The following is a 21,212-nucleotide window of genomic DNA, read 5'->3' as shown; positions in this document are numbered from 1 at the left end:
GGCACGACCCGGCTCCGTCCTGGAAGGACCCAGAAACATGATCGATGTCCGGCTGGCAACCGTCAGCAAACGCTTCGACACGTCAAGCGACGCGGCGGCGGTCGACAACGTCACCATCACCATCGGAGCCGGCGAGTTCTTCACCCTCCTCGGACCGAGCGGATGCGGCAAGACCACGACCCTACGGATGGTGGCGGGGTTCTACTTTCCGACCTCCGGGCACATCCACTTCGGCGATGACGACGTGACGCGCTGGTCGCCGAACAAACGCGACACCGGCATGGTGTTCCAGAACTACGCGCTCTTTCCGCACATGTCGGTCGCGCAGAACGTCGCGTACGGGCTGAAGGTCCGCCGGGTCCCCCGCGCGGACCGGGCCCGCCGGGTCGAGGAAGCCCTCGCCCAGGTACACCTCAGCGGGTACGGCGACCGCCGCATCGACGCGCTCTCCGGCGGTCAGCAGCAGCGGGTCGCGCTGGCCCGGGCGCTGGTCATCCGGCCCCGCACCCTGCTGCTCGACGAACCGCTGTCCAATCTCGACGCCAAGCTTCGTGAGGAGACGCGCACCGAGATCCGCCGGATCCAGCGGGAGAGCGGCATCACCAGCCTCTACGTGACGCACGACCAGGCTGAGGCGATGGCGATGTCGGACCGGATCGCCGTCATGCAGTCCGGCCGGGTCCAGCAGGTCGGCACACCGCATGAGGTCTACTACCAGCCGGCGAACGCGTTCGTGGCACGCTTCATCGGACGCAGCAACGTACTGAGCCTGCCGGTGGTCAGCGCGAAGGAGACCGGGGTGCAGGTACGCCTGCCCGGCGGCGCGACGCTCGACGTCGGCGCGGCCGTGGGGCACCGCCTCGCCGAGGGAGACACCGCGCTGGTGTCGGCTCGGCCGGAACACATCACGATCGCCGGCCCGGACGAGGAGTCGGCACTGCGCGGCCGAATCAGCCACATCGAGTTCACCGGCATGGCGACTCACCTCAGCGTCGACGTCGACGGCACCGACGTGATGGCGGCGGTGATCGACGCACCGGTCGGCATCCGGCTCGGCGACGTCGTGGGTCTGCGTCTCGTACCCGAACGGCTCTGGGTGGTCCAACCGTGACCGTGCGTTCCCTACCCGCCCCCGGCTGGCTGACCGGGCTCGGCCGGCGCCTGAGCGGCGGCGCCAGCTCAAGGTGGTTCCCCTACCTGCTCGTGCTGCCCCTCGTCCTAGTGCTCTGGGGCTACGTCGTACAACCGATGTTCGCGACCTTCGCCGAGAGCGTCAGTGCCGACGGCACCAAGAACTACCTCCAGTTCCTGAACTCCTCGGGAGTGGCCCGGCAGTCCCTGCTCACCTCGCTGTTCATCTCGGCGGGCAGCGTGCTGCTCTGCGGCACCGTCGGCGTCTCGATGGCTTTCCTGCTCAAGCGGTTCACCTTCCGGGGTCGCCGGCTCCTCGAGGCGTTCATCCTGGTGCCGGCGGCGCTGCCGCCGCTGATCGGTGCCGTGTCCTTCCAACTGCTCTACAGCAACATCGGCATCCTGCCGCGTGGGCTGCAGGCGCTCTTCGGCACCGACAAACCGGTCCTCGCCTTCGACGGGATCGCCGGGGTCCTCGTGGTGCACACGTTCACCATGTACCCGTTCTTCTACCTGGCCGCCGCCGCGGCGCTGGCCGGGATGGACCCGTCAGTCGAGGAGGCGGCGTACAACCTCGGCGCCGGCCGGGTGCGGGTCTGGCGGACCGTCATGCTGCCGATGCTCACCCCGGCGCTGGTCTCGGCGTCCCTGCTGGTCTTCATGACCTCGCTGGCGTCGTACACCGCGCCGCTGCTGTTCAACGTCAGCCAGACCATGACGATGCAGATCTACATCAACCGCACCAACGGCGACCTGCCGATGGCTTCGGCGTACGCCTCCGTGCTGGGAATCGTCTCCATCATCTTCCTGCTGTCGATGCGGTGGTACGAGGGCCGGCGCAGCTACCAGTCGCAGTCGAAGGGGATCTCGGCGACCCGGCGGGAGATCAACAATCCGATCGGCCGCTGGTTGGCCCCGCTCGCCTCGGTGCTTGCCACGATCGTCCTGCTCGCACCGGTCGCCACGATCGCGCTCGTGGCCTTTTCCGAGAACCGCTCCTGGACCACCCAGGTGTTGCCGACGACGTACACGCTCGACAACTTCGTCACGATCTTCTCCGATCCCAAGGCCTTCCAACCGATCCTCAACTCGGTGCAGATGAGCCTGATCGCGGTTGTCGGCTGCGTGGCGATCGGCGTGCTCATCGCGTACGCGGTGCGACGGCTGCGGTTCGTCGGGCGGGGTCTTCTCGACGTGGCGGTGATGATCGCGTGGGCGCTGCCCGGAACGGTCGTCGCCATCAACCTGATCTCGGCGTTCAGCACCGGCAACGCCTTCAGCCTCGGGCAGGTCCTGGTCGGTACCTTCTGGATCCTGCCGCTGGCCTACTTCGTACGGTTCCTGCCGATCGTGTTCCGGTCCAGCTCAGCGGCCCTGGCACTGATCGATCCGTCCCTGGAGGAGGCCGCACGCAACCTCGGCGCCTCCTGGGTGCGGGCCTTCGGCAGCGTCACCCTGCGGCTGATGCTGCCCGGCGTGCTCGCCGGCGGACTGCTGGCATTCGTGCACGGTGTCGGCGAGTTCGTCGCCTCAGTGCTGATCTATACCTCTTCCACAGTGCCGATCTCGGTGGCGATCAACAACCGGATGTACTCCTTCGAACTCGGTACCGCGGCGGCGTACGGCATGCTCCAGGTGCTGCTCATCTTCGTGGTGATGTGGTTCTCCGGCCGGCTGGAGAGCAGCCGCACCGCGACCAGGAAGGCCGTTCAGTGGACGAATTGATCGAACGCTGGCGGGCCGAGGGCGGACTGCTGCCGATCACCCGGGTCCCCGGCCACGCGCTCGCCGCCGTGGCCGAGGCGGCGGACCTCGCGGTACTGCCGGTCGGCGCCGTCGAGTGGCACGGCCCGCACCTGCCACTGGGCACCGACCTGCTCCTCGCCGAGGGATTCGCCGGGGAGTTGGCCGCCGGGTCCGCCCGTGCCGTGCTCTACCCGGCCGCACCGTACGCCGCCTGCCCCGGCCAGACCCGGCCGTGGCCGGGCACGGTGGCGCTACGGCCCGAGATCGCCGTCGGGTACCTCAGCGACGTGCTCGCCGGCATCGTCGAGGCGGGTTTTCCTCGGCTCCTCGTGGTCAATGGTCACGACGCCAACCTCTCCACCGTCCGTGCCGCCATGGAGTGGGTCTCCGGCCGACACCTGGCGAGCCTCCTGCTCGCCAACTGGTTCCAGCTGGTCAGCCCAGACGAGACGAGCGAGATCTTCGGCGCCCTGCCGTCCCGAGGGCACGGCGGAGCGTACGAGACGTCGGCCGTGCTCGGCTTTGACCCCGCGACGGTGCACCTGGACGCCACACCGGACCTGCCGCCGAAGCCGAAGCTTGCCACCACGTACCCCTACGTGCTGATCGAGTCGAGGCCCGACCCGTGGCAGGGCTGGTCGGGTCATGTCTCGCTGGCCAACGAGCCGGCCGGGCAACGCATCCGCCAGCTGGCCGGCACGCGGCTGCGTGAGGTGATCGAGGCGTGGCTGGCCGCGCCGCTACCCGGCCCGCCCGGGACGGACCGGCCCGCCCCGTCCAACCAGGCCATTGGATGACCCCGCTCGTCACCCGTAGGACAACGCACCGCATTGGGAGGCCACGATGACCCCAGCACTGACCATCTACCAGCAGCACCACCTTCGCGTCGTCTTCGAGCACCACGCCGCCCACCTGTATCCCGCGATGGTCAAGGCGAGCCAGGCTCACGTCGTCATGCTCGCCGAACAGGGTCTGATCTCCGCCGATTCCGCCACGATGATGCTGCGCGGGCTGCTCGTCCTCGCCGAGGACCGGCCCGAGGACCTGGACTACGACGGCAGCGTCGAGGACGTCTACTACACGTTGGAGAAGCGCCTCGCCGCTGCCTGCGAGGTCGAGGTGTCCCAGCTCAGCGTGCAGCTCGCGCGCAGCCGTAACGATCTCGACGCCGGCGTCTTCCGGATGGTGCTGCGCGATCAGCTCCTTCAGGTGCTGGACGCGGTGCTGGCGACCGGCCGGACGGTGCTGGACCGGGCCGACCGGCACGCCGACGTGGTGATCACCGGCTACACCCACCGCCGCCCCGCCCAGCCGACGAGCATCGGGCATGTCTTCGCCGGTTACGCCGAGGCGCTGGCCGGCGAAGGGCTCGCCTACGCGGACCTGCTGGACGAGATGAACCGTTCGCCCCTGGGCTCCTGCGCCTTCGCCGGCACCGACCTGGACATCTCACCCCGCCGCCTGGCGGACCTGCTCGGTTTCGAGCGGCTCATCGTCAATTCGTACGAGGCGGTGGCCGGCGCCGACCACCTCGTCCGGGTCGCCACCCTCAACGCGCAGGCCCTCGCCACGGGCGCCCGGCTGGCCCGCACCCTGATGGACTGGCTGAGCTGGGGCTGGGTCGTCACCCCCGGCGCGTTCACCCAGGGCAGCAGCATCATGCCGCAGAAGCGCAACCCGGTCGTGCTGGAACACCTCGTCTCGATGGCCGGCGCTGCGGCGGGCGATGCCGTCAGCGTTCTCAACAACGTCGGTGCCGCCTGGTGGGAGGACTCCAACAACGCCACCACCGACGTGCAGGCCCGGCTCTGGGACGGTGACGACCGGGCGTACCGGTTCTTCTCCCTGCTCGGCGGGCTGATCGCGGAGCTGGACCCGTTGCGTCCGCCGACCGGCGAGGAGATCGTCGCCTCGGGCGCCACCACGACGGCCGCCGCCGACGCGCTGGCCCGCCACGGCGTACCGTTCCGGGGCGCCCACTCGCTGCTCGGTCGACTGGTGCGGACCGGCCCGCCGGCCACCTGGACCGAACAGGACGTCCGGTCGACGGCCGCCGACCTTGGTCTGGCCGACCAGCTCGACGAGGCCGCGATCCGGGACCTGCTAGCCGCCGCCGTCCACCCGGAATTCGTGCTCCGCCGGGCCCAGGCCGACGGTCCAGGAGACGCGGCCGTACGGGAGCAGGTGGCGCAGCTGCGCACCACGCTTGCCGCGGTATCGGCACGGGTTGATTCGTTCCGGGACCGGCTGACCCGTGCCGACGAGGCGCTGGCCGAGGCGGTCGCGGCGAGGGTGGGCCGGTGACGGGGCAACAGACGCAGCACCGCGTGAACGAGAATGTCGTGTCGCCGCGACCGCGGCACAACCTGGACCGACGGCCCGAAGGGCGATCTGACATCACCATGGAACAATCGGCAATCCCGCGGCTGCTCGGCGTCGACTTCGGCGGCACGAAGATGGCGATCGGTGTGGGCGACGCCGACGGTCGGCTGCTCGTCTCCGAGCGACTGCCCACGCACGCCGAGCAGGGTGCGCAGCAAGCCCTCACCCGGGCGCTCGACCGGGCCCAGGAGCTCGTGGCCCGCACCGGCGGCACGCTCGTGGCCGCCGGCATCGCCTCCCCCGGGGTGGTCCACGACGACCACATCGAACTGGCGCCGAACGTACCGGGCTGGGAGCAACTGCGGTTGGCCGACGCGGTCCGGTCCCACCTCGGGCTGACCTCCGTGCGGGTGTCGAACGACCTCAACGCCGCCGCCTACGCCGAGCTGCGCCTGGGGGCGCTGCGAGGCATCGATCCGGGCCTGGTGATCGGCATCGGGACCGGGGTGGCCGCGGCGGTGACGGTCGGCGGCGAGGTGATGGCCGGTTACCACGGTGCGGCCGGGGAGATCGCCTACGGTCTGACCGACCACAGCTGGCCCTCGGGCCTGGAGCCGATGCTGGAGACGACCTTCTCCGGTCGAGCCCTGGACGAGTTGGCGCAGCGGCTGGGGTTGACCGGCCAGGCCGCCGCGCTCTGCGCCGCCGCGGCGCAGCCCGGCCGGGCCCGCGACGAGTTGCGTCAGCGCGTCGACGAGTTGGCACGCCAACTCGTCACCTGCTGTCTCCTGTTCGACCCGCAGCGGATCGTGCTGGTCGGCAGCGTCGCGGGCAACGAGGTGGTACGCGAGTTGCTCATCGAGCGGCTCACCCACGCGCTGCCGTACCGGCCGGACATCGTCCTGTCGGCCTTCGCGCAGGACGCCGCGCTGCTCGGTTCGCTCGCGATGGCCATGGAGGCCCTGCCCGCGCCCGTCTGAACGCCGCCGGTCGTTCCCCGCTCCTAACGAAGTTCCCGAGGACTAGTGCGCTGCGGTAGGTGACCACGTTCCATCGTCGAAGCTCCGGTCGTTGGCGAGGGCGGGTGTCCGTCGGTCGTCGGACACCTGCCCTCGACCGACCGGCCGTGCCGGTGGTCGCGCCCGGGCACCTGTGGCCCGCCCATTGCCGACAGCGCCGACCACCTCGACGAACCCGCCCACCTCACGAAAATCGGAGCGCCCACCTCGCTGGCGGTCCGGTGTCCTGCGCCGGGTGATTTCTGAGGTCGTGGCCTCGGACGACGCTTGACATGAGCGCGACGCGACAACCGCGCGACGCGGCATGTCAGTGCGTTATCACGGCCTGAAGCGCGTGGGGCCAGTGGCGCAGAAGGATGTCGTCGCCGCTTCCCCGCCAGCCAGACACCGGCCATCCACCAACGCTCTGTCCCGCAGAGGCTCGCCGAGGTCGACCGCATAGGGAACCTGATCGTTGGCGGGGCACGCTGCGGCATGCGGCCGCATCGGAGCGACGCTGAAAGTCACGACGACCTCCAACTCGCCAATGTGGATTTCCGGAGCCGAGACCTCCCCCGTGATCCCGTTGTTGCAGTCCAGTCGCGAGACAAGGGCGGTGAACGTCGTGGACGATCTCTGGAGGCGCTGGTCCGGACCGAGATCCCAGACAGCGGCATCACCACCCGTGCTCGTCTGTCTCGATGCACTCGGCTCGGGCGCAGAGGTCAGACCTGATCTTTCAGTAGGTGGGTCGGTGGCGGCCTCACATGCCACCGTCAGGGCCGCCAGGGACGTCCACACCAACACCGCGACAAATCGAATTCGCGTCATCACGTCTATCAGACCTGATGTTGTCTCCGTCGGTTCCACCCCAACCGAGAAGCGCACGCCGACGCTGCTCCCGCCGACCAGCCATGCCCCAGTACGCGAGCGCCGTCCTCGACGAGCCCGTTGACCTCCGCGAGCTGCTTGGCCACGATCATTCGTACCACCACCTCGTACGCCGACAGACCGCACCGAATCGACACCGAGTCGCCTACCCGTCAGCCCGGCATGCGACGCTCAAGTTCCACGACCAACGGGCCGCCCCGCGTGGCCCCCGGACAGCACCACCCCAGCCGCACGATCCCTGGCATGACAGCACGACACCCCCCACCCCCACCCCTTGTGCCCGGAGGAACGCAGACCATGGAACACGCAGCTCAGCTCATCCAGGAGCGGAGTGCCCCGCCGGCCACGCTGGTGATCTTCGGTGCTTCCGGTGACCTGACCCGGCGCAAGCTGCTGCCCGCAGTCGAGAGCCTGGCTCGCCACGAGCGGCTCCCGGACCAGTTCGCGCTGGTCGGCGTCGCGCGCACGTCGATGACCGACGAGCAGTTCGCCGAGAGCGCCCTCGGCGAACGCACCCTCGCCAGCAAGCACCAACTCCAGGGCGGCGTGCGGTACGTGGCCGGCGGCTACGACGACCCGGAGACCTACAAGCGGCTCGTGGAAACCCTCGACGAGCTGGACGCACAGCGGGGCACGTCCGGCAATCGGCTTTTCTACCTGTCCACCCCGGCCGGGGCCTTCGAGCCGGTGATCAACGGACTGGCCGGTGTCGGGCTCAACCAGCCACGCGAAGGCTCCTTCTCCCGCCTGGTCATCGAGAAGCCGTACGGGCGCGACCTGGCCACGGCCCGCGAGCTCGACAGCGTCGTGCACAGCGCGTTCGACGAGCACCAGGTCTTTCGCATCGATCACTACCTGGGCAAGGACACCGTCCAGAACGTGCTGGCGCTGCGCTTCGCGAACTCGATCTTCCAGCCCATCTGGGACCGCTCCTGGGTCGATCACGTGCAGATCACCGTCGCCGAGACCCTCGGTGTCGGCAGCCGCGGCGGCTTCTACGAGGACGCCGGCGCGATGCGGGACATCGTGCAGAACCACGTGCTCCAGGTCCTCGCGCTGGCACTGATGGAGCCACCGGCCTCGTTCGAGGCCGAGGGCCTGCGCAACGAGAAGGTGAAGCTGCTGCAGGCGATCCGGCTCCCCACCGACCGGGACATCGCCGAGGCCGCGGTCCGGGGACAGTACACCCGGGGCGGCACCCGCGAGGAGCTGATGGCCGGCTACCGCGAGGAGGCCGGCGTCGACCCCCTGTCGCGGACCGAGACCTACGCCGCCATGCGGCTCAACGTGGACAACTGGCGCTGGGCCGGAGTGCCGTTCTACGTGCGCACCGGCAAGCGCCTGCCGGCCCGGCTCACCGAGGTGGCACTGCAGTTCCAGCGACCGCCACACCTGCCGATCCCGACCGACCAGCTCACCGGCCTCGATGCCGACGCGCTGATCCTGCGGATCCAGCCGAACGAGGGCATCTCGCTGCGCTTCGGTGCCAAAGTGCCCGGCCACTCCTTCCGGGTCCGCACCGCCACGATGGAGTTCTCCTACGACCAGACGTTCGTCGAGGAGTCCCCGGAGGCGTACGAGCGTCTGCTGCTGGACGCGCTGATCGGTGACGCGTCGCTGTTCATCCGCAGCGACGAGGTGCAGCAGTGCTGGCGGATCGTCGACCCGATCATCGACCACTGGGCGAAGGACAATTCGCCGATCCCCACCTACGAGGCCGCCTCCTGGGGCCCCACCGACGCCGACCGGCTCATCGGCCGGCACGGCCGCAAGTGGCGCAACTCCGCGTGACCCCGCCACAACGAGGGTGACCGCGCCGCTGCGCCCGATCGCGTGGTCTCACCGTCGACGCGCGGCGCGGTCCTCCGTTCAGAGCCCGTCCGGGTTGCCGCGTGGGATGACCAGTCCGGTCTCGTAGGCGACGACGACCGCCTGTGTTCTGTCCCGCAGGCCGAGCTTGCCCAGCAGGCGGCTGACGTGGGTCTTTATGGTTTCGTCGCTGACGACGAGCCGTTTGGCGATTTCGGGGTTGGACAGTCCTTCGGCCATGAGCCGCAGCACGTCGGTCTCTCGGGGCGTGAGCGAGCTGAGCGGGGCGGGGTGCCGGGGTGGTCGGGGGCGCAGGCGCGTGAACTCGCTGATGAGCCGGCGGGTCACCCGTGGCGCGAGTAGTGCGTCGCCGGCTGCTACGACTCGGACGGCGTCGAACAGCCGTTCGGCGGTGACGTCCTTGAGGAGGAAGCCGCTCGCGCCGGCGCCGAGGGCGTCGTAGACGTGCTCGTCCAGGTCGAACGTCGTGAGGATGAGGATCCGGGGGCCGTCGCCGGCGGCGAGTTGCCGGGTGGCCTCGATGCCGTTCATGACTGGCATGCGTATGTCCATGAGGACCACGTCGGGTCGGTGCTGGCGGCAGACCCGTATCGCTTCGGCGCCGTCCGCGGCGCTGCCGACGACCGTGAGGTCGGGCTGCGTGTCGAGGAGCATGACGAAGCCGGCGCGGACAACCTCGTCGTCGTCGGCGACGACGACTCGCACGGGGCCGTTCATCGGTCCGCCATGGCTTCGCTCGATCCGATCGGGTCTTGGGCACATTGGGGGCTGTTGGTCGTTGCCGGAGCCGGTGTCGCTGACGCGTTCTCGGGGAGGGGCAGCACGACGTCGACCAGGAAGCCGCCGCCCGGTGCGGGGCCGGTCCACAGTTCGCCGCCCAGAGTGGCGACCCGCTCGCGCATGCCGAGCTGCCCGTGTCCGCTGCCGCAGGGCCGGCCGGGGACCGGGCCGGGGCCGTTGTCGCGGACGCGCACACGCAGGGTGTCGTTGGTGTACGCCAGCTCGACGTCGACCGCGGCGCCGGGGGCGTGGCGGCGGACGTTGGTCAGCGCCTCCTGGACGATCCGGTATGTGGTGAGCTGCACGCCCGGATCGAGCGGGACGATTCGGCCGGAGACGAGCAGTCGTACGCCGGCTCCGGTCGAGTCGCGTGCCTCGTCGAGCAGTTCGGTGAGCTGCCGTAGGCCGGGCTGCGGGGTACGGTTCGGGCCGGTCGCGGCGGGCTCTTCGTCGTCTTGGCGCAGCACTCCGAGGAGCCGTCGCATTTCGGTGAGCGCCGCCCGCGCCGTGTCGCCGATCGCGAGAAGGCGCTTCGCTCCGTCCGGCGGCAGGCCCGGCGTGGCCAACCGGGCCGCCTCCGCCTGGACTGCGATCTTCGAGATGTGGTGGGCCACAACGTCGTGCAGCTCGCGGGCGATCCGGGCGCGTTCGCCTCGCGCCGCGTGCGCGAGCAGGGTCTTCGCCATCGCCTCGCGGGACTCGTCGCGGGCCGTGGCCTCCGCGCGGGCACGCGCGGCGACGCCTGCGCCCGCCGCCGCGACGGTCACCGCCGCGACGACGAGCGCGACGATCCGCCCGTCCCGGCCACCGCCGGGCGGGCCGAGGATCGCGTAGCCCACGAACGGCAGCACGAACCAGCCTGCCACGACGGCCCGGCGACACCGCCCCAGCAGGCAGAGTGCGGCGACCTCGGCGACGAGCGCCGCGATCGGTGGCCGGGGATGCAGCCCGAGTAGGAGCGACGTTGCCGCCGTCGTCATCGTGGTGGCCCACAACGGTCGGGTTGCCAGCAGCGCCACCGGTGCGGTGGCGCAGAGGGCGAGGAGCAGCGCGGCCGGCAGCAGCGCGTCGGAGACCACGCCGCTCAGGACGGTTTCCACCATCGCGGTGAACCCGAGCAGCGCCGCGGCGACCGCTGGCAGCTCGGGCAGGCCGGTGACGCGTCCGACGAACCGTCCGGCGGCGGCCTGCCAGCGGTGGGCGTCTGCCTCCATGCCGCCATTCTCCCCGGAACGTCCGGTCCGCCGCGTCCCCCGGTGGCCGTCCCCCGCGCGGGGGACGGCGTCGCCGCGACGTCACCCGGCGCCCAGCGCCGAAGACGGTTCCGCAGCGGGACGACTGGGCGTCACCGGCCGCCTAGCGTCGCTACCATGACCGAATTTTTTCCACGCGGCACGGGCGTGGCGATCGAGGTGCGTGGGCTGCGGAAGCGGTACCGGTCGACGGTGGCCGTCGATGACCTGTCGTTCACCGTCGAGCCCGGCATCGTGACCGGTTTCGTGGGGCCGAACGGTGCCGGCAAGTCCACCACGATGCGCATCATCCTCGGGCTCGATGCGGCCGACGGGGGCACCGCACTGGTTGGCGGCCGGCCGTATCGGCGCCTCGCCCGGCCGTTGCGCACGGTCGGCGCGCTACTCGACGCCTCCGCGGTGCACCCCGGTCGCAGCGCCCGCAACCACCTGCTCTGGCTCGCCCAGTCCAACGCGATTCCGCGCCGCCGCGTCGACGAGGTCCTCGACCTCGCCGGGCTCGCGACGGTCGGGAAGCGGACGGTCGGTGGGTTCTCGCTCGGCATGCGGCAGCGGCTCGGTATCGCCGCCGCGCTGATCGGGGACCCGGCGGTGGTGATCTTCGACGAGCCGATCAACGGGCTCGACATTGAAGGCATCCAGTGGATTCGCGGCCTGCTGCGGTCCCTGGCTGACGAGGGCCGGACGGTTCTGATCTCCAGCCACCTGATGGGTGAACTGGAGGACAGCGCCGATCACCTGCTGGTCATCGGCCGCGGCCGGCTCCTGGCCGACACGAGCGTCCGGGACCTGGTCGGGCGCGCATCCGGGGATCGGGTCGCCGTCCGTACGGGCATGCGCACCGAGGCGATGACGGCCCTTGCCGACACGGGCGCTCTGACCACCATCGCCGACGGCGAGACGGTGACCGTGGCCGGGCTGCCCGTCGAGCGTGTCGTCGCGCTGCTCACCCACCATGGGGTGACGTTCAGCGGCGTGTCCGCGCACCGCGCCTCCCTCGAAGAGGCGTACATGGAGCTGACCCGCGACGCGATCGAGTTCGGCGCCGCCGGACGCGACGAGCAGGCTGCCCGATGACCGCCACCGCGCACCGCAGCGCCGACCCGCTGCCGGAGGGCGGCCGTCCCGGTTTCGGCCGGCTCCTGCTGTCGGAGTGGACGAAGCTGCGTACGGTCCGCCGCTGGGCCATCGCCCTGCTGGCCGCGCCGGTGTTGGTTGTCCTCGTTGGCCTCCTGACCGCCGCGAGCAGCCAACCCGGAGCCGTCGACGCACCCGTCGCCGGCCCGGACGGTGTCTGGGTGCAGGACCGGTTCCACTTCGTTCACCGCCCGCTGAGCGGGGACGGCACCGTGACGACCCGGGTCGTCTCGACAAGTCTGGAGGTCAGCCTGCCGCCAGAGGATGGCGGCGACGTGCGGGCCACCGACGTCGAGCGGAGCGTGTGGTCCAAGGCCGGGCTGATGATCAAGGACGGGCTGCGGCCCGGCTCGCCCTACGCCGCGGTGATGCTCACCCCCGGCCACGGCGTCCGGCTGCAGTCGAACTTCACGACCGACATCGCTGGCCCCGCTGCCGGAGCACCCACCTGGCTCAAGCTCACCCGCGCCGGCTCGACCATCAGCGCCTTCCAGTCGGCCGACGGAATCTCCTGGACGCCCGTCGGCACCGTCACCGTCCCGGATCTGCCGCAGACCGTCGAGGTCGGGCCGTTCGTCGCTTCACCGACCGTGGCGCTGCTGGCGCATCGACAACTCGGCAGCATCCGCGTCGGCCAGCACCCGACCACGACGACGGCGCTGTTCGAGCGGCCAACGCTGGAGCCGGCCGGGACCCCGGGCACCGGGACCGGCGAGCCGCGCGACGGCTGGCAGGACGACGAGATCGATGACTCGGCCCGTCAGCCGGGGTCACCGCCGACCCCCGACCGGTCGGGCGACAAAAGGTCCCCGTCCCCGCCGCCGGCAGCGGTCTGGGTCGGCGACCGCCTGACGCTGCTCGGCGTCGGTGACATCGCGCCACGAACGCCCGGGGAGGATGTCATCAAACAGAACCTCACCGGCGTGTACGCGGGGCTGATGGCGATCGTCGCGGTAGCGGTCCTGTTCGTCACCACCGAGTACCGGCGAGGCATGCTCCGCACGACGTTCGCGGCAAGCCCCGGACGGAGGCGTGTCCTGGCGGCCAAGGCACTGGTCATCGGCGTGGTGACGTTCGTCCTCGGGCTCGTGGCCACCGTCGCCGCGCTGCTCATCACCCGGCCGATCATGCGCGACAACGGCTACCTGCCCCCCGTCTACCCGGACTGGTCACTGACCGACCCCACGGTGCTGCGGGCCGTCGTCGGCACCGCCGCCGCGCTGGCCGCGATCGCGGTGTTCAGCCTGGCCCTCGGCACAGTGCTGCGACGCGCCGCGGGCGCGGTCACGATCGTCATCGTGCTCATCGTCCTGCCGCAACTGCTCGCCAGCGGCCTGCCGCCGGCCGCCGGGCAGTGGCTGATGCGGCTCACCCCGGCCGCCGCGTTCACGATCCAGCAGACGATCCCCACCTACGAGCACGTGCCGCGAATCTGCGTGCCCGAAAACGGCTGCGTCTACGACCAGCCGTGGGCCGGGTTAGGGGTCGTCTGCGCCTACACCGTGGTGACGATGGCCGTCGCACTCTGGCTGCTACGCCGCAGGGACGCGTGAACACGATGCACGCCATCCGCGCGGAATGGACAAAACTACGGACCGTCACCAGCACGCCCTGGCTGCTCTTCGCCGCCGTCGCCATTACTGTCGGCATCAGCGCGACAGTCACGGCCACCGCCAGCAACCGACTCTGCCCGACGCCATCCACCTGCCTGGACGACCTGCCGAAGCTCAGCCTCACCGGCGCCCAGTACGGGCAGACCCTCATCGTCGTGCTCGCCGTCCTCGTGATGAGCGAGGAGTACACCACCGGCACGATCGGTGTGTCCCTGGCGGCGATACCGCGCCGGTGGCAGCTGTACCTGAGCAAAGCGGCCATCGTCACCGCCATGGTGATCATCGTCGGATCGCTCGGCGCTCTCGGCTCACTGCTCGTCGCCCGGCGGGTTCTGCCCGGCACGGCGGTCAGCGCCGCCAACGGCGACCAGCGTCTCTCGCTCGCCGACGAACCGACACTACGCGCCGTGTACGGCACCGTGCTGTACCTCGCCCTGGTGGCACTGTTGAGCTACGGCGTCGCCGCAGTGCTACGCGACACCGCGGGGTCGATCGCCACGATTCTCCTCCTGCTGTACGTCGCGCCGATCCTGACCTCGTTCATCACCGATCCCCAGTGGCTGAACCGGATCGAACGACTCTCCCCGATGTTGGCCGGCCTGAAGATCCAAGCGACGACCGCACTGGACACGCTGCCGATCGGACCGTGGCAGGGACTGGGCGTCCTCGCCCTGTGGGCGGCCGGCGCCCTACTGGCCGGCCTACTCTCGCTGCAACTACGCGACGCGTGACCGGGTCGGGAGCCACGACCACTTCGTTCGAACCGCCTTATGTCCCCCATGGCCGGCATCCGCTGTCCCGACTCAGGGCGTAGCGGGCAATCCGGCGCGGCACAGTTCAAGAGCGTCTCGAGCACCGCGCAGGGCTGCGATCACATTGGGCGAGGGTCGCACATGCACTTCAGGAAAATCGAGACCGGCCGAGCGGTCGGTGATCGGGTAGGCCAGTTGCTCACGCCCGAGCCGGAATTGGGCGTCGATGCCGGTGCGGTTGCCGCGCGGGTCCTGGCGATGCCAGCGGCCCGCGAGGTATACGGCAACGAGGCCGTGCAGGAAGGGCTCTCCCCCGTCGGTCAGCTGTTGGTAGCACAACCCGGCCGGAACGCCGGCGGCCCGGGCCACGGCCACCAGCAGGTGCGACTTGGCATAGCAGAGGCCGACGCCGGCGCTGAGCACCTCGCCAGCGGTGACGGTGATCCGCGGATCCTGGGCGTCCACGGAGTGCCGGATCCGGTCACGAACCCATCCGAAGGCGGCCCGCATGAAGTCGACGTCGTCCGGATGCGCCGCACGTAGTTCACCAGCTAACGCCCGCACTGCCGGATGGTCCACCTCGACGACCGGGTCACCGCCCAGGTATTCCCTCGGATCGCCCGCGACCAGTTGCACAGCTGTCCCTCTCCCCGCCGCTTGTCGGATCGAGGCTGCTCCATCACGCCATGACCCATCGCGTTACGGTAACGGCGCTATCTCACCGCAGCCACGCTTCGCCTGTCAGCCGCATTCCCGCTCACGCGCCAAGGCTGATCCCGGCCGGCCGGGGAGCCGATCGTCAAATGATCGACTCCGCGGCCGGACACTCCTGGCCGGGCTGGTCAGCAGGCGTCGATGTAGTAGATGTAGTACCAGTTGATGTAGGCCTGGCTGGGGGCAACCGCACTGTTGGCGATCCACTGCTTGGATGCTCCCAGGAACCTCGCAACGGTCCCGGTCGACTGGTTGTTGTGGTAAACGCCGGTGGAGTTCCACGTCGAGGGGACGGAGCGCACGTCGCTGCAGTAGTACTGGTCGATCTTCCCTCCGGTGTAGTTCGAGTACTGCCACGAGCACATGTGCCCGTAGTCGCAGGTCGCGGCGGCGGGCGCGTTGAGCTCCCGGGCCTGCCGTTCACCGGGCAACGGGAGCAGCAGGGTCGAGCCGACCCCCAGCTGGATCTTGTTGGCGGCGATCTGGGTGCCCCCCGTCTCGGCCAGGTAGTCGTCGACCTGCGCCTGCAGGGTGCGGGCCTGGGCCGGGGTCAACCCGGCGGATGCCGCCTGGGCAGCGAACGTGCTGGTGCCGGACCCGACCGGCGCGGCGTTCGCTGCGCTCGCCCCGGTGCTCAAGGTGGCGATGAATGCCACAAGTCCGACGATGATTGCGAGTGGACGACGTCGTTGCAGGTTCATGTGACTCCCCGTTCGGTGTCGGTTATCGCTGCGCCGAGGGTCCGAGGATCTGGGCCGCCCTGGCCGCAGCCTCTTCCCACTGCTTCCTGATCTGGGTCAGTTGCTCAAGGTGGAGTTGGATCGCCGCGTTCTCGTACGCGGACTCGACGGTGAACCAGACCCCGGGATGGCCGACTCCCGCATGGAATCCTCCGTCCCGTCTGGACTTCAGGGTCGATCTAGCCCCAGGTGCCGGGCGGGTAGACCGCGTACGACGAGACCGCGTCGTTCGGGAACGGGTACACCGTGCCTCCGCCGTTGGCGAGGTTGCCCTGCTGGTTCGGCCGGATGCTGTACGACTTGCCGGAGCAGTTGCCGTTGACCCAGAAGGCGAGCAGGTAGCCGTGGTTGGCGTTGTTCCGGACCGACGACGCCACGTCGTTCCAAGCCGTGGTCATGTTCTTGCAGCCCTGCGACGTGTCGATCGTCCACACCGCCCCGCCCGCGTTTCCGTTGGACCAGAAGCAGGCGATGTTCGACGGGCAGTACCACGCTGCGGCCTGCGCGGGTCCGGCCGTGGTCAGGACGATGCCCACGGTGGCCATGCCGACCGCTGCGGTGGCCGCGAGCGCCTTCCTGATGGGGCTACGTGCGGTTGTTGTTCTCATTTCTGTGGAGTCCTCTCCTCGTCAGGCTGAGCCTGTGCCATCGATTCCGGTCGGTTGACCGACATCAATCTTTCGTGGCTGAGGTCGCCGACCAGGCACCCGAGCATCGGTGGTCCCCCAGTGCCGTCCGCCGTACGGTCGGGACGGACACCGCCGTGCCCGGGTGCCCGGGCCCCCTTCAGCGGATGTCGTAGCCGCGGCTGCGGATGACGGTGCAGGTGCCGGTCTGGGACCACGTGTTGATGCCGACCCACGGGCCGTACGAGTACCAGTTCGTCTGCCCGTTGGACGACTCGCAGTACTGCCAGGCCCGGATCTCACCGGTGCCGACCGTGTAGGCCATGAACGTGGTGTTCGCCGTGTAGGCCCGGAGGACGCCTCCTGGCGCGGCCATCGCCGGCGTTGCGACCCCCAGCATCGCTGCGGTGCAACCAACTGCGGTCAGTGAATAGACAAGTCCCCGCCTCATGAGCCCTCCATAGGTCGTCGATGGGCTTTACTGTGAACGGGGCCTGTCGAAGCATTGTTGAAGGTGACTGAAACCCAGTACGGGACCCAGGTCGCGCAGGGCTTTGAGGACGCACCAGAGGCGCTGGCAGCCGGAGGCGAGATGCGGTTCCACCTGCTTGGTGCCGTCGAAATCCGGCTTGGCGACAACACAGGGCTGTCACCCGGGTCGCCCAAACAATCAGCGGTACTGGCGGCGTTGCTCCTCGACGCCGGTCAGCCACTGTCCACCGAGACCCTTGTCGACCGAGTCTGGGGCGAACAGGCCCACGATCGCGCACAGCGGACGCTGCACACGTACGTGACCAGGATCCGGCGCCTGCTTGAGCAGGCCGGGGTCGGTGTGCTGGTCCGCCGGGGCGGCGGCTACCTGCTGCAGGTGGACCGCGATGAGGTCGACCTGCACCTGTTCCGTCGACTCGTCGACCAGGCGTCGCGCACGGATTCCGAGGATCCGGACCGCGTCGTCCTGCTCGGCCGGGCACTCGCGCTGTGGCGGGGCGAGCCGCTCGCCGGGGTGCCGGGGGATTGGGCCGCCCGGGTCCGCACCACCTGGCAGGGGCACCGCACCGATGCCGTGGTGGCCCAGGCTCAGGCGTACCTCCGGCTCGGCGACCCGACCGTGATGGTCACACCGCTCACCCAACTGCTCGACGAGCACCCGTTGGTCGAACCGTTGGCGGCGACGCTCATCCAGGTCCTCCACGCGGTTGGCCGCCCGGCCGAGGCGCTGAGCCGGTACGCGGACACCCGACGCCGGCTGATCGAGGAGTTGGGTGTCGAGCCGGGCGCTCATCTGCGCGCGGTGCACCAGCAGATCCTGCGCGACGACGCCGACGACCCGACGGTCGTGGGGTCGGCGGTGCCGGCGCTACTGCCGCTCGACGTGCACGGCTTCACCGGTCGGGGCGCCGAGCTGCGCCGGCTCGACGCGGCCCTGGCGGCGGCCGACGAGCAGCCCACGTCGGTCGTCATCGCGGCCGTCACCGGTACGGCGGGGGTGGGCAAGACCGCGCTCGCGGTGCACTGGGGCCACTCGGTCCGACATCGGTTCCCCGACGGGCAGCTCTACATCAACCTGCGCGGGTTCGACCCGGTCGGCGCGACGCTACGGCCGGTCGACGCTCTACGCGGGTTCCTCGAAGCACTGAAGGTCGGTCCGCAACAGATCCCGGTCGGTCTGGAGGCGAGGTCCGGCCGGTTCCGAAGCCTGCTGGCCGATCGCCGGATGCTGATCGTCCTCGACAATGCCAGCACCGCCGACCAGGTCCGGCCACTGCTGCCGGGCGCCCCCGGATCGTTCGTCGTGATCACCAGCCGCAACACCCTGCCAGGCCTGATCGCCGTCGAGGGCGCCCAGTCGATCGAACTCGACCTGCCATCCGCTTCCGACGCTCGGGGCATGCTGATGCGTCGGATCGATCCGGCCCGGTCCGCCGCCGCGCCGGAAGCTGTCGACCGGATCGTCTCGGCGTGCGCACGGTTGCCACTCGCTCTGTCGATCGCTGCCGCCCGCGCCGCGACCCGGCCCGAGCACTCACTGCACCTGCTCGCCGGGCAGTTGGTCGACGCCCGCGGGGGTCTCGACGCGTTCGCGTTCGCCGCCATCGACCCGGTGAGCGACGTACGAGCGGTGTTCTCCTGGTCCTATCGGGCCCTGAGCCCGGCGGCGGCCCGCCTGTTCCGCAGGCTGGGCCTGCCGACCGGCCCGGACGTCACGGTCCCGGCCGCCGCGAGCCTCGCCGGTCTGCCGGTGCCGGCGGTGCGGGCGCCGCTGGAGGAGTTGGCCGACGCGCACCTGCTCACCGAATACCGGCCCGGCCGGTACGCACATCACGACCTGCTGCGCGCGTACGCGGCCGAGCGGGCGGAAGCCGAGGACAGCCCTGCCGAACGCGCGGCCGCCCTCGACCGACTGCTCGACCACTATCTGCACACCGCGATCGCCGCCGACCGTCAGCTGCATCCCCACCGCGAGCCGGTGGCGACGCCGCCGCCCGCCGAGGGTGCGACGGTCATCGCGCCACCGGATCGCGGCACGGCCCTCGCCTGGTACGCCGCCGAGCACCAAGCCCTGCTGGGCGCGCTCGATCAGGCAGCCAACACCGGGCGTGACGTGTTCGTGTGGCACCTCGCCTGGGCCATGGCCACATACGTCGACCTGCAGGGGCACTGGGCGGACTGGGCGCGGATACAGGGCACCGCGCTGGACGCCACGACCCGGCTCGGTGACCGGGCCGGGCAGGCGTTCGCCCATCGGAGTCTCGGTCTGGCTCTGGCCCAGCTCGGCGCACACGACGAAGCGCTGAAACACCTCGGAGATGCCCTGACCGAGTACGGCGACCTCGGCGACCGCGCCGGCCAGGCGCACACCCACAACTCCCTGGCCCGGGTGCACGGCAAGCAGGACCGCCCCGGCGACGCCCTGGTCGAGACGCAGGCGGCGAGCCGGTTGTTCGGCGAGGTCGGGCAGCACGTCAACCAGGCCCGCGCGCTCAACAACGTCGGCTGGTACCACGCCATGCTCGGCGCGTACGAGGATGCGCTGGCCTGCTGCATCGAGGCGCTGAAGATTCACCAGCGGGTCGACGACGGGTACGGCGAGGCGAACACCTGGGACAGCATCGGCTACGTGCACCACTGCCTGAACGACCACCCGCAGGCGGTGACCAGCTATCACCGGGCGATCGACCTGTGGCGCGAGGTCGGCGACCGGTACAACGAAGCGGACACGCTGACCCGGCTCGGCGACACCTACCTGGCGGCCGACGACCGGCCGGCCGCGTTGGCCGTGTGGGAGCAGGCGCTGAGCATCCTCACGGACCTCGACCACCCGGACCAACCGAAGGTACGCGCCAAACTCCGTGGTAGCTAAGGGCTGCTGCCGACGCGGACCGCGGGCCGTGGCCCCGGCCGCTCACCGTCACCGTGCGCGGCGACAGCCTGGCCGTGGTCCTCGACGGGTTCTTCGTGATGCGGCGCCAGCGCCGGGGCAGGGCTCAGGCACCCCCGCGGTAGAACATGCCGCGGGGCAGCGCCGCCGCCTCTGCCGGGGCCGCGACCCACTCCACGAGCCGGGGCCGCTCACCGGTGGCGACGTAGTCGGCGACCACCTGCCGGGCGGTCAGCACGCCGACCCGGGCCATGCTGGCGGGAATGGTCTGCAGCGGCGCGTCGCCGTTCCATACCACCTCCAGCGCGTTGCCCGGGGCCAGCTCTACGGCGATCGTCTCATCGGCGAGCCAGGTCAGCGCCGCCCGTCCCGCATCGACGTCGATGTCGACCCGCAGGTCCTTGGCGCCGCCCTCCGGGCCGATCATCATCGACTGCCCGGACAGGCCGTGCCACATGATCTCCCGGGCCACGAAGTCGAAGACGTCGAGCGCCTGCTGCGGGTCGGTGAGCCGGTCCGGCCGCGCGATGTAGTTCAGCAGTTCGTAGGTCGTCACCGCACGAACCTACCGGTCCCCTCGTAGGTCCTCACCTGATAGGTGGCACCACCGTCGATCGTGGTCCACACCGTGAACCGCGAGCCGGCGGGCATCACGTCGGCGAGCAGCGTCTCGCAGGTCGCCACGCCGTTGCGGTCGAACGTGCGGGTGCCGCAGAGGCTGTTGTCCACGACGATGTCCCGCGTGACGGGCTCACCGGGGTTTGCCCGGGCCTGCGCCCGCATCTCGGCGGCGACCTGCATCTCCGGATGCGTGTAGAGGATGTTGGGCGCGACCGGGAACGGCCCGTGCGGCGGCCGCGGGATCTCGCGCCAGTTCAGGTCGTCGGCCAGCGCCGGGTTGCCGTTGCTGGAGGAGTACCGGTGCCCGTCGGACTCGCCGATCGTCGGCCTGGCCTGCGCGGAGGTGGTGCCGCGCGGCTGGAACTCCATCGACCCGGCGGCGTTGCGGATGTGCTGCGGAGCGTCGGCGCCGTCGACCGTGCGCCAGCCGGGGGTGACCGGCTGCAGCGGGTGGGTGGTGCCGGCGGGGCGCTGGCCGCCCTGCTGCACCCCGCCGCCGGCCGAGCGGGGACGGCCCGCGGGCGCCCTCCGGCCGAGGTTCTCCTGCGCCTCGACGACGTGCTTGGGCACCCCGCCGTTCGGGTGCCCAGGCGAGCCGTCGCCGGGACGTCCGGGACCGCCACCGTCCCCGCCGTCGTTGCCGCCACCGCCGCCCGGCTTCTTGGAAGCCATCGCC

18 protein-coding genes are annotated in these 21,212 nt (G+C 70.4%); 10 read left to right on the top strand and 8 right to left on the bottom strand.

The annotated features are described in order from the left end of the window. The first annotated feature begins 37 nt into the window (after positions 1-37). The 6 genes from V6U86_RS00255 (at position 38) to zwf (ending at position 8,879) form a co-directional block, all read left to right on the top strand. Positions 38-1,111, top strand: coding sequence for an ABC transporter ATP-binding protein (locus tag V6U86_RS00255; RefSeq protein WP_334497033.1), 1,074 nt, complete (start codon positions 38-40; stop codon positions 1,109-1,111). Continuing rightward, the gene (locus tag V6U86_RS00250; protein WP_334497031.1) at positions 1,108-2,856 is read left to right on the top strand and encodes an ABC transporter permease; all 1,749 of its coding nucleotides are present in this window, start codon (positions 1,108-1,110) and stop codon (positions 2,854-2,856) included. Before V6U86_RS00255 ends, V6U86_RS00250 begins: the two co-directional genes overlap by 4 nt. Further along, positions 2,844-3,674, top strand: a complete 831-nt coding sequence (locus tag V6U86_RS00245) for a creatininase family protein (protein ID WP_334497029.1) — start codon at positions 2,844-2,846, stop codon at positions 3,672-3,674. The genes V6U86_RS00250 and V6U86_RS00245 overlap by 13 nt, the downstream gene beginning before the upstream one ends. A 46-nt stretch (positions 3,675-3,720) precedes the next feature. Continuing rightward, complete coding sequence (locus V6U86_RS00240) at positions 3,721-5,181, top strand: argininosuccinate lyase (protein ID WP_334497027.1); 1,461 nt, start codon at positions 3,721-3,723, stop codon at positions 5,179-5,181. Positions 5,182-5,279: 98 nt separating this feature from the next. Further along, the gene (locus V6U86_RS00235; RefSeq protein WP_334497025.1) at positions 5,280-6,179 is read left to right on the top strand and encodes an ROK family protein; all 900 of its coding nucleotides are present in this window, start codon (positions 5,280-5,282) and stop codon (positions 6,177-6,179) included. Between the two features lie 1,206 nt (positions 6,180-7,385). Further along, a complete protein-coding gene (gene zwf, locus V6U86_RS00230; RefSeq protein WP_334497023.1) occupies positions 7,386-8,879 on the top strand; it encodes a glucose-6-phosphate dehydrogenase in 1,494 nt (497 codons plus the stop codon). A gap of 78 nt (positions 8,880-8,957) precedes the next feature. On the opposite strand, the gene V6U86_RS00225 is transcribed toward zwf, so the two are convergent. After that, a complete protein-coding gene (locus tag V6U86_RS00225; protein WP_334497021.1) occupies positions 8,958-9,635 on the bottom strand; it encodes a response regulator transcription factor in 678 nt (225 codons plus the stop codon). Beyond that, a complete protein-coding gene (locus tag V6U86_RS00220; protein WP_334497019.1) occupies positions 9,632-10,912 on the bottom strand; it encodes a sensor histidine kinase in 1,281 nt (426 codons plus the stop codon). Before V6U86_RS00220 ends, V6U86_RS00225 begins: the two co-directional genes overlap by 4 nt. A gap of 156 nt (positions 10,913-11,068) precedes the next feature. Here V6U86_RS00220 and V6U86_RS00215 point away from each other — a divergent pair, with 156 nt between their 5' ends. Genes V6U86_RS00215 through V6U86_RS00205 form a run of 3 tightly spaced genes read left to right on the top strand, consistent with a single transcriptional unit; the run spans position 11,069 to position 14,432 of the window. After that, positions 11,069-12,028 carry an ABC transporter ATP-binding protein gene (locus V6U86_RS00215; RefSeq protein ID WP_334497017.1) on the top strand — a complete coding sequence of 320 codons (960 nt, stop codon included), beginning with the start codon at positions 11,069-11,071 and terminating at the stop codon, positions 12,026-12,028. Beyond that, positions 12,025-13,641, top strand: coding sequence for an ABC transporter permease subunit (locus tag V6U86_RS00210; RefSeq protein WP_334497015.1), 1,617 nt, complete (start codon positions 12,025-12,027; stop codon positions 13,639-13,641). Before V6U86_RS00215 ends, V6U86_RS00210 begins: the two co-directional genes overlap by 4 nt. After that, the gene (locus V6U86_RS00205; RefSeq protein WP_334497013.1) at positions 13,638-14,432 is read left to right on the top strand and encodes an ABC transporter permease; all 795 of its coding nucleotides are present in this window, start codon (positions 13,638-13,640) and stop codon (positions 14,430-14,432) included. The genes V6U86_RS00210 and V6U86_RS00205 overlap by 4 nt, the downstream gene beginning before the upstream one ends. 72 nt (positions 14,433-14,504) lie before the next feature. On the opposite strand, the gene V6U86_RS00200 is transcribed toward V6U86_RS00205, so the two are convergent. From V6U86_RS00200 to V6U86_RS00185, 4 genes are all read right to left on the bottom strand, one after another. Beyond that, positions 14,505-15,089, bottom strand: a complete 585-nt coding sequence (locus V6U86_RS00200) for a transglutaminase-like domain-containing protein (protein ID WP_334497011.1) — start codon at positions 15,087-15,089, stop codon at positions 14,505-14,507. Positions 15,090-15,295: 206 nt separating this feature from the next. Further along, positions 15,296-15,823, bottom strand: coding sequence for a hypothetical protein (locus tag V6U86_RS00195; RefSeq protein WP_334497009.1), 528 nt, complete (start codon positions 15,821-15,823; stop codon positions 15,296-15,298). Between the two features lie 263 nt (positions 15,824-16,086). Then, a complete protein-coding gene (locus tag V6U86_RS00190; RefSeq protein ID WP_334497007.1) occupies positions 16,087-16,515 on the bottom strand; it encodes a peptidase inhibitor family I36 protein in 429 nt (142 codons plus the stop codon). A gap of 178 nt (positions 16,516-16,693) precedes the next feature. Further along, positions 16,694-16,984, bottom strand: a complete 291-nt coding sequence (locus V6U86_RS00185) for a hypothetical protein (RefSeq protein ID WP_334497005.1) — start codon at positions 16,982-16,984, stop codon at positions 16,694-16,696. A gap of 63 nt (positions 16,985-17,047) precedes the next feature. Here V6U86_RS00185 and V6U86_RS00180 point away from each other — a divergent pair, with 63 nt between their 5' ends. Next, positions 17,048-19,897, top strand: a complete 2,850-nt coding sequence (locus V6U86_RS00180; protein ID WP_334497003.1) for an AfsR/SARP family transcriptional regulator — start codon at positions 17,048-17,050, stop codon at positions 19,895-19,897. 124 nt (positions 19,898-20,021) lie between these two features. On the opposite strand, the gene V6U86_RS00175 is transcribed toward V6U86_RS00180, so the two are convergent. Further along, entirely contained in the window at positions 20,022-20,471 is a 450-nt protein-coding gene (locus V6U86_RS00175) for an Imm1 family immunity protein (RefSeq protein WP_334497001.1), read from the bottom strand. After that, a complete protein-coding gene (locus V6U86_RS00170; protein ID WP_334496999.1) occupies positions 20,468-21,208 on the bottom strand; it encodes a DddA-like double-stranded DNA deaminase toxin in 741 nt (246 codons plus the stop codon). Before V6U86_RS00170 ends, V6U86_RS00175 begins: the two co-directional genes overlap by 4 nt. Positions 21,209-21,212: the final 4 nt, after the last annotated feature.

Source organism: Micromonospora sp. CPCC 205558 (assembly GCF_036902955.1).
In the GTDB taxonomy this organism is placed as follows: Bacteria; Actinomycetota; Actinomycetes; order Mycobacteriales; family Micromonosporaceae; genus Micromonospora.
This window is presented reverse-complemented; position numbering and strand designations above follow the sequence as displayed.

Coding starts and splice junctions, on each gene's coding strand:
- V6U86_RS00255 (WP_334497033.1), top strand. CDS start 38: ATGATCGATGTCCGGCTGGCAACCGTCAGCAAACGCTTCGACACGTCA.
- V6U86_RS00240 (WP_334497027.1), top strand. CDS start 3,721: ATGACCCCAGCACTGACCATCTACCAGCAGCACCACCTTCGCGTCGTC.
- V6U86_RS00235 (WP_334497025.1), top strand. CDS start 5,280: ATGGAACAATCGGCAATCCCGCGGCTGCTCGGCGTCGACTTCGGCGGC.
- zwf (WP_334497023.1), top strand. CDS start 7,386: ATGGAACACGCAGCTCAGCTCATCCAGGAGCGGAGTGCCCCGCCGGCC.
- V6U86_RS00225 (WP_334497021.1), bottom strand. CDS start 9,635: ATGAACGGCCCCGTGCGAGTCGTCGTCGCCGACGACGACGAGGTTGTC.
- V6U86_RS00220 (WP_334497019.1), bottom strand. CDS start 10,912: ATGGAGGCAGACGCCCACCGCTGGCAGGCCGCCGCCGGACGGTTCGTC.
- V6U86_RS00215 (WP_334497017.1), top strand. CDS start 11,069: ATGACCGAATTTTTTCCACGCGGCACGGGCGTGGCGATCGAGGTGCGT.
- V6U86_RS00210 (WP_334497015.1), top strand. CDS start 12,025: ATGACCGCCACCGCGCACCGCAGCGCCGACCCGCTGCCGGAGGGCGGC.
- V6U86_RS00190 (WP_334497007.1), bottom strand. CDS start 16,515: ATGAGAACAACAACCGCACGTAGCCCCATCAGGAAGGCGCTCGCGGCC.
- V6U86_RS00185 (WP_334497005.1), bottom strand. CDS start 16,984: ATGAGGCGGGGACTTGTCTATTCACTGACCGCAGTTGGTTGCACCGCA.
- V6U86_RS00170 (WP_334496999.1), bottom strand. CDS start 21,208: ATGGCTTCCAAGAAGCCGGGCGGCGGTGGCGGCAACGACGGCGGGGAC.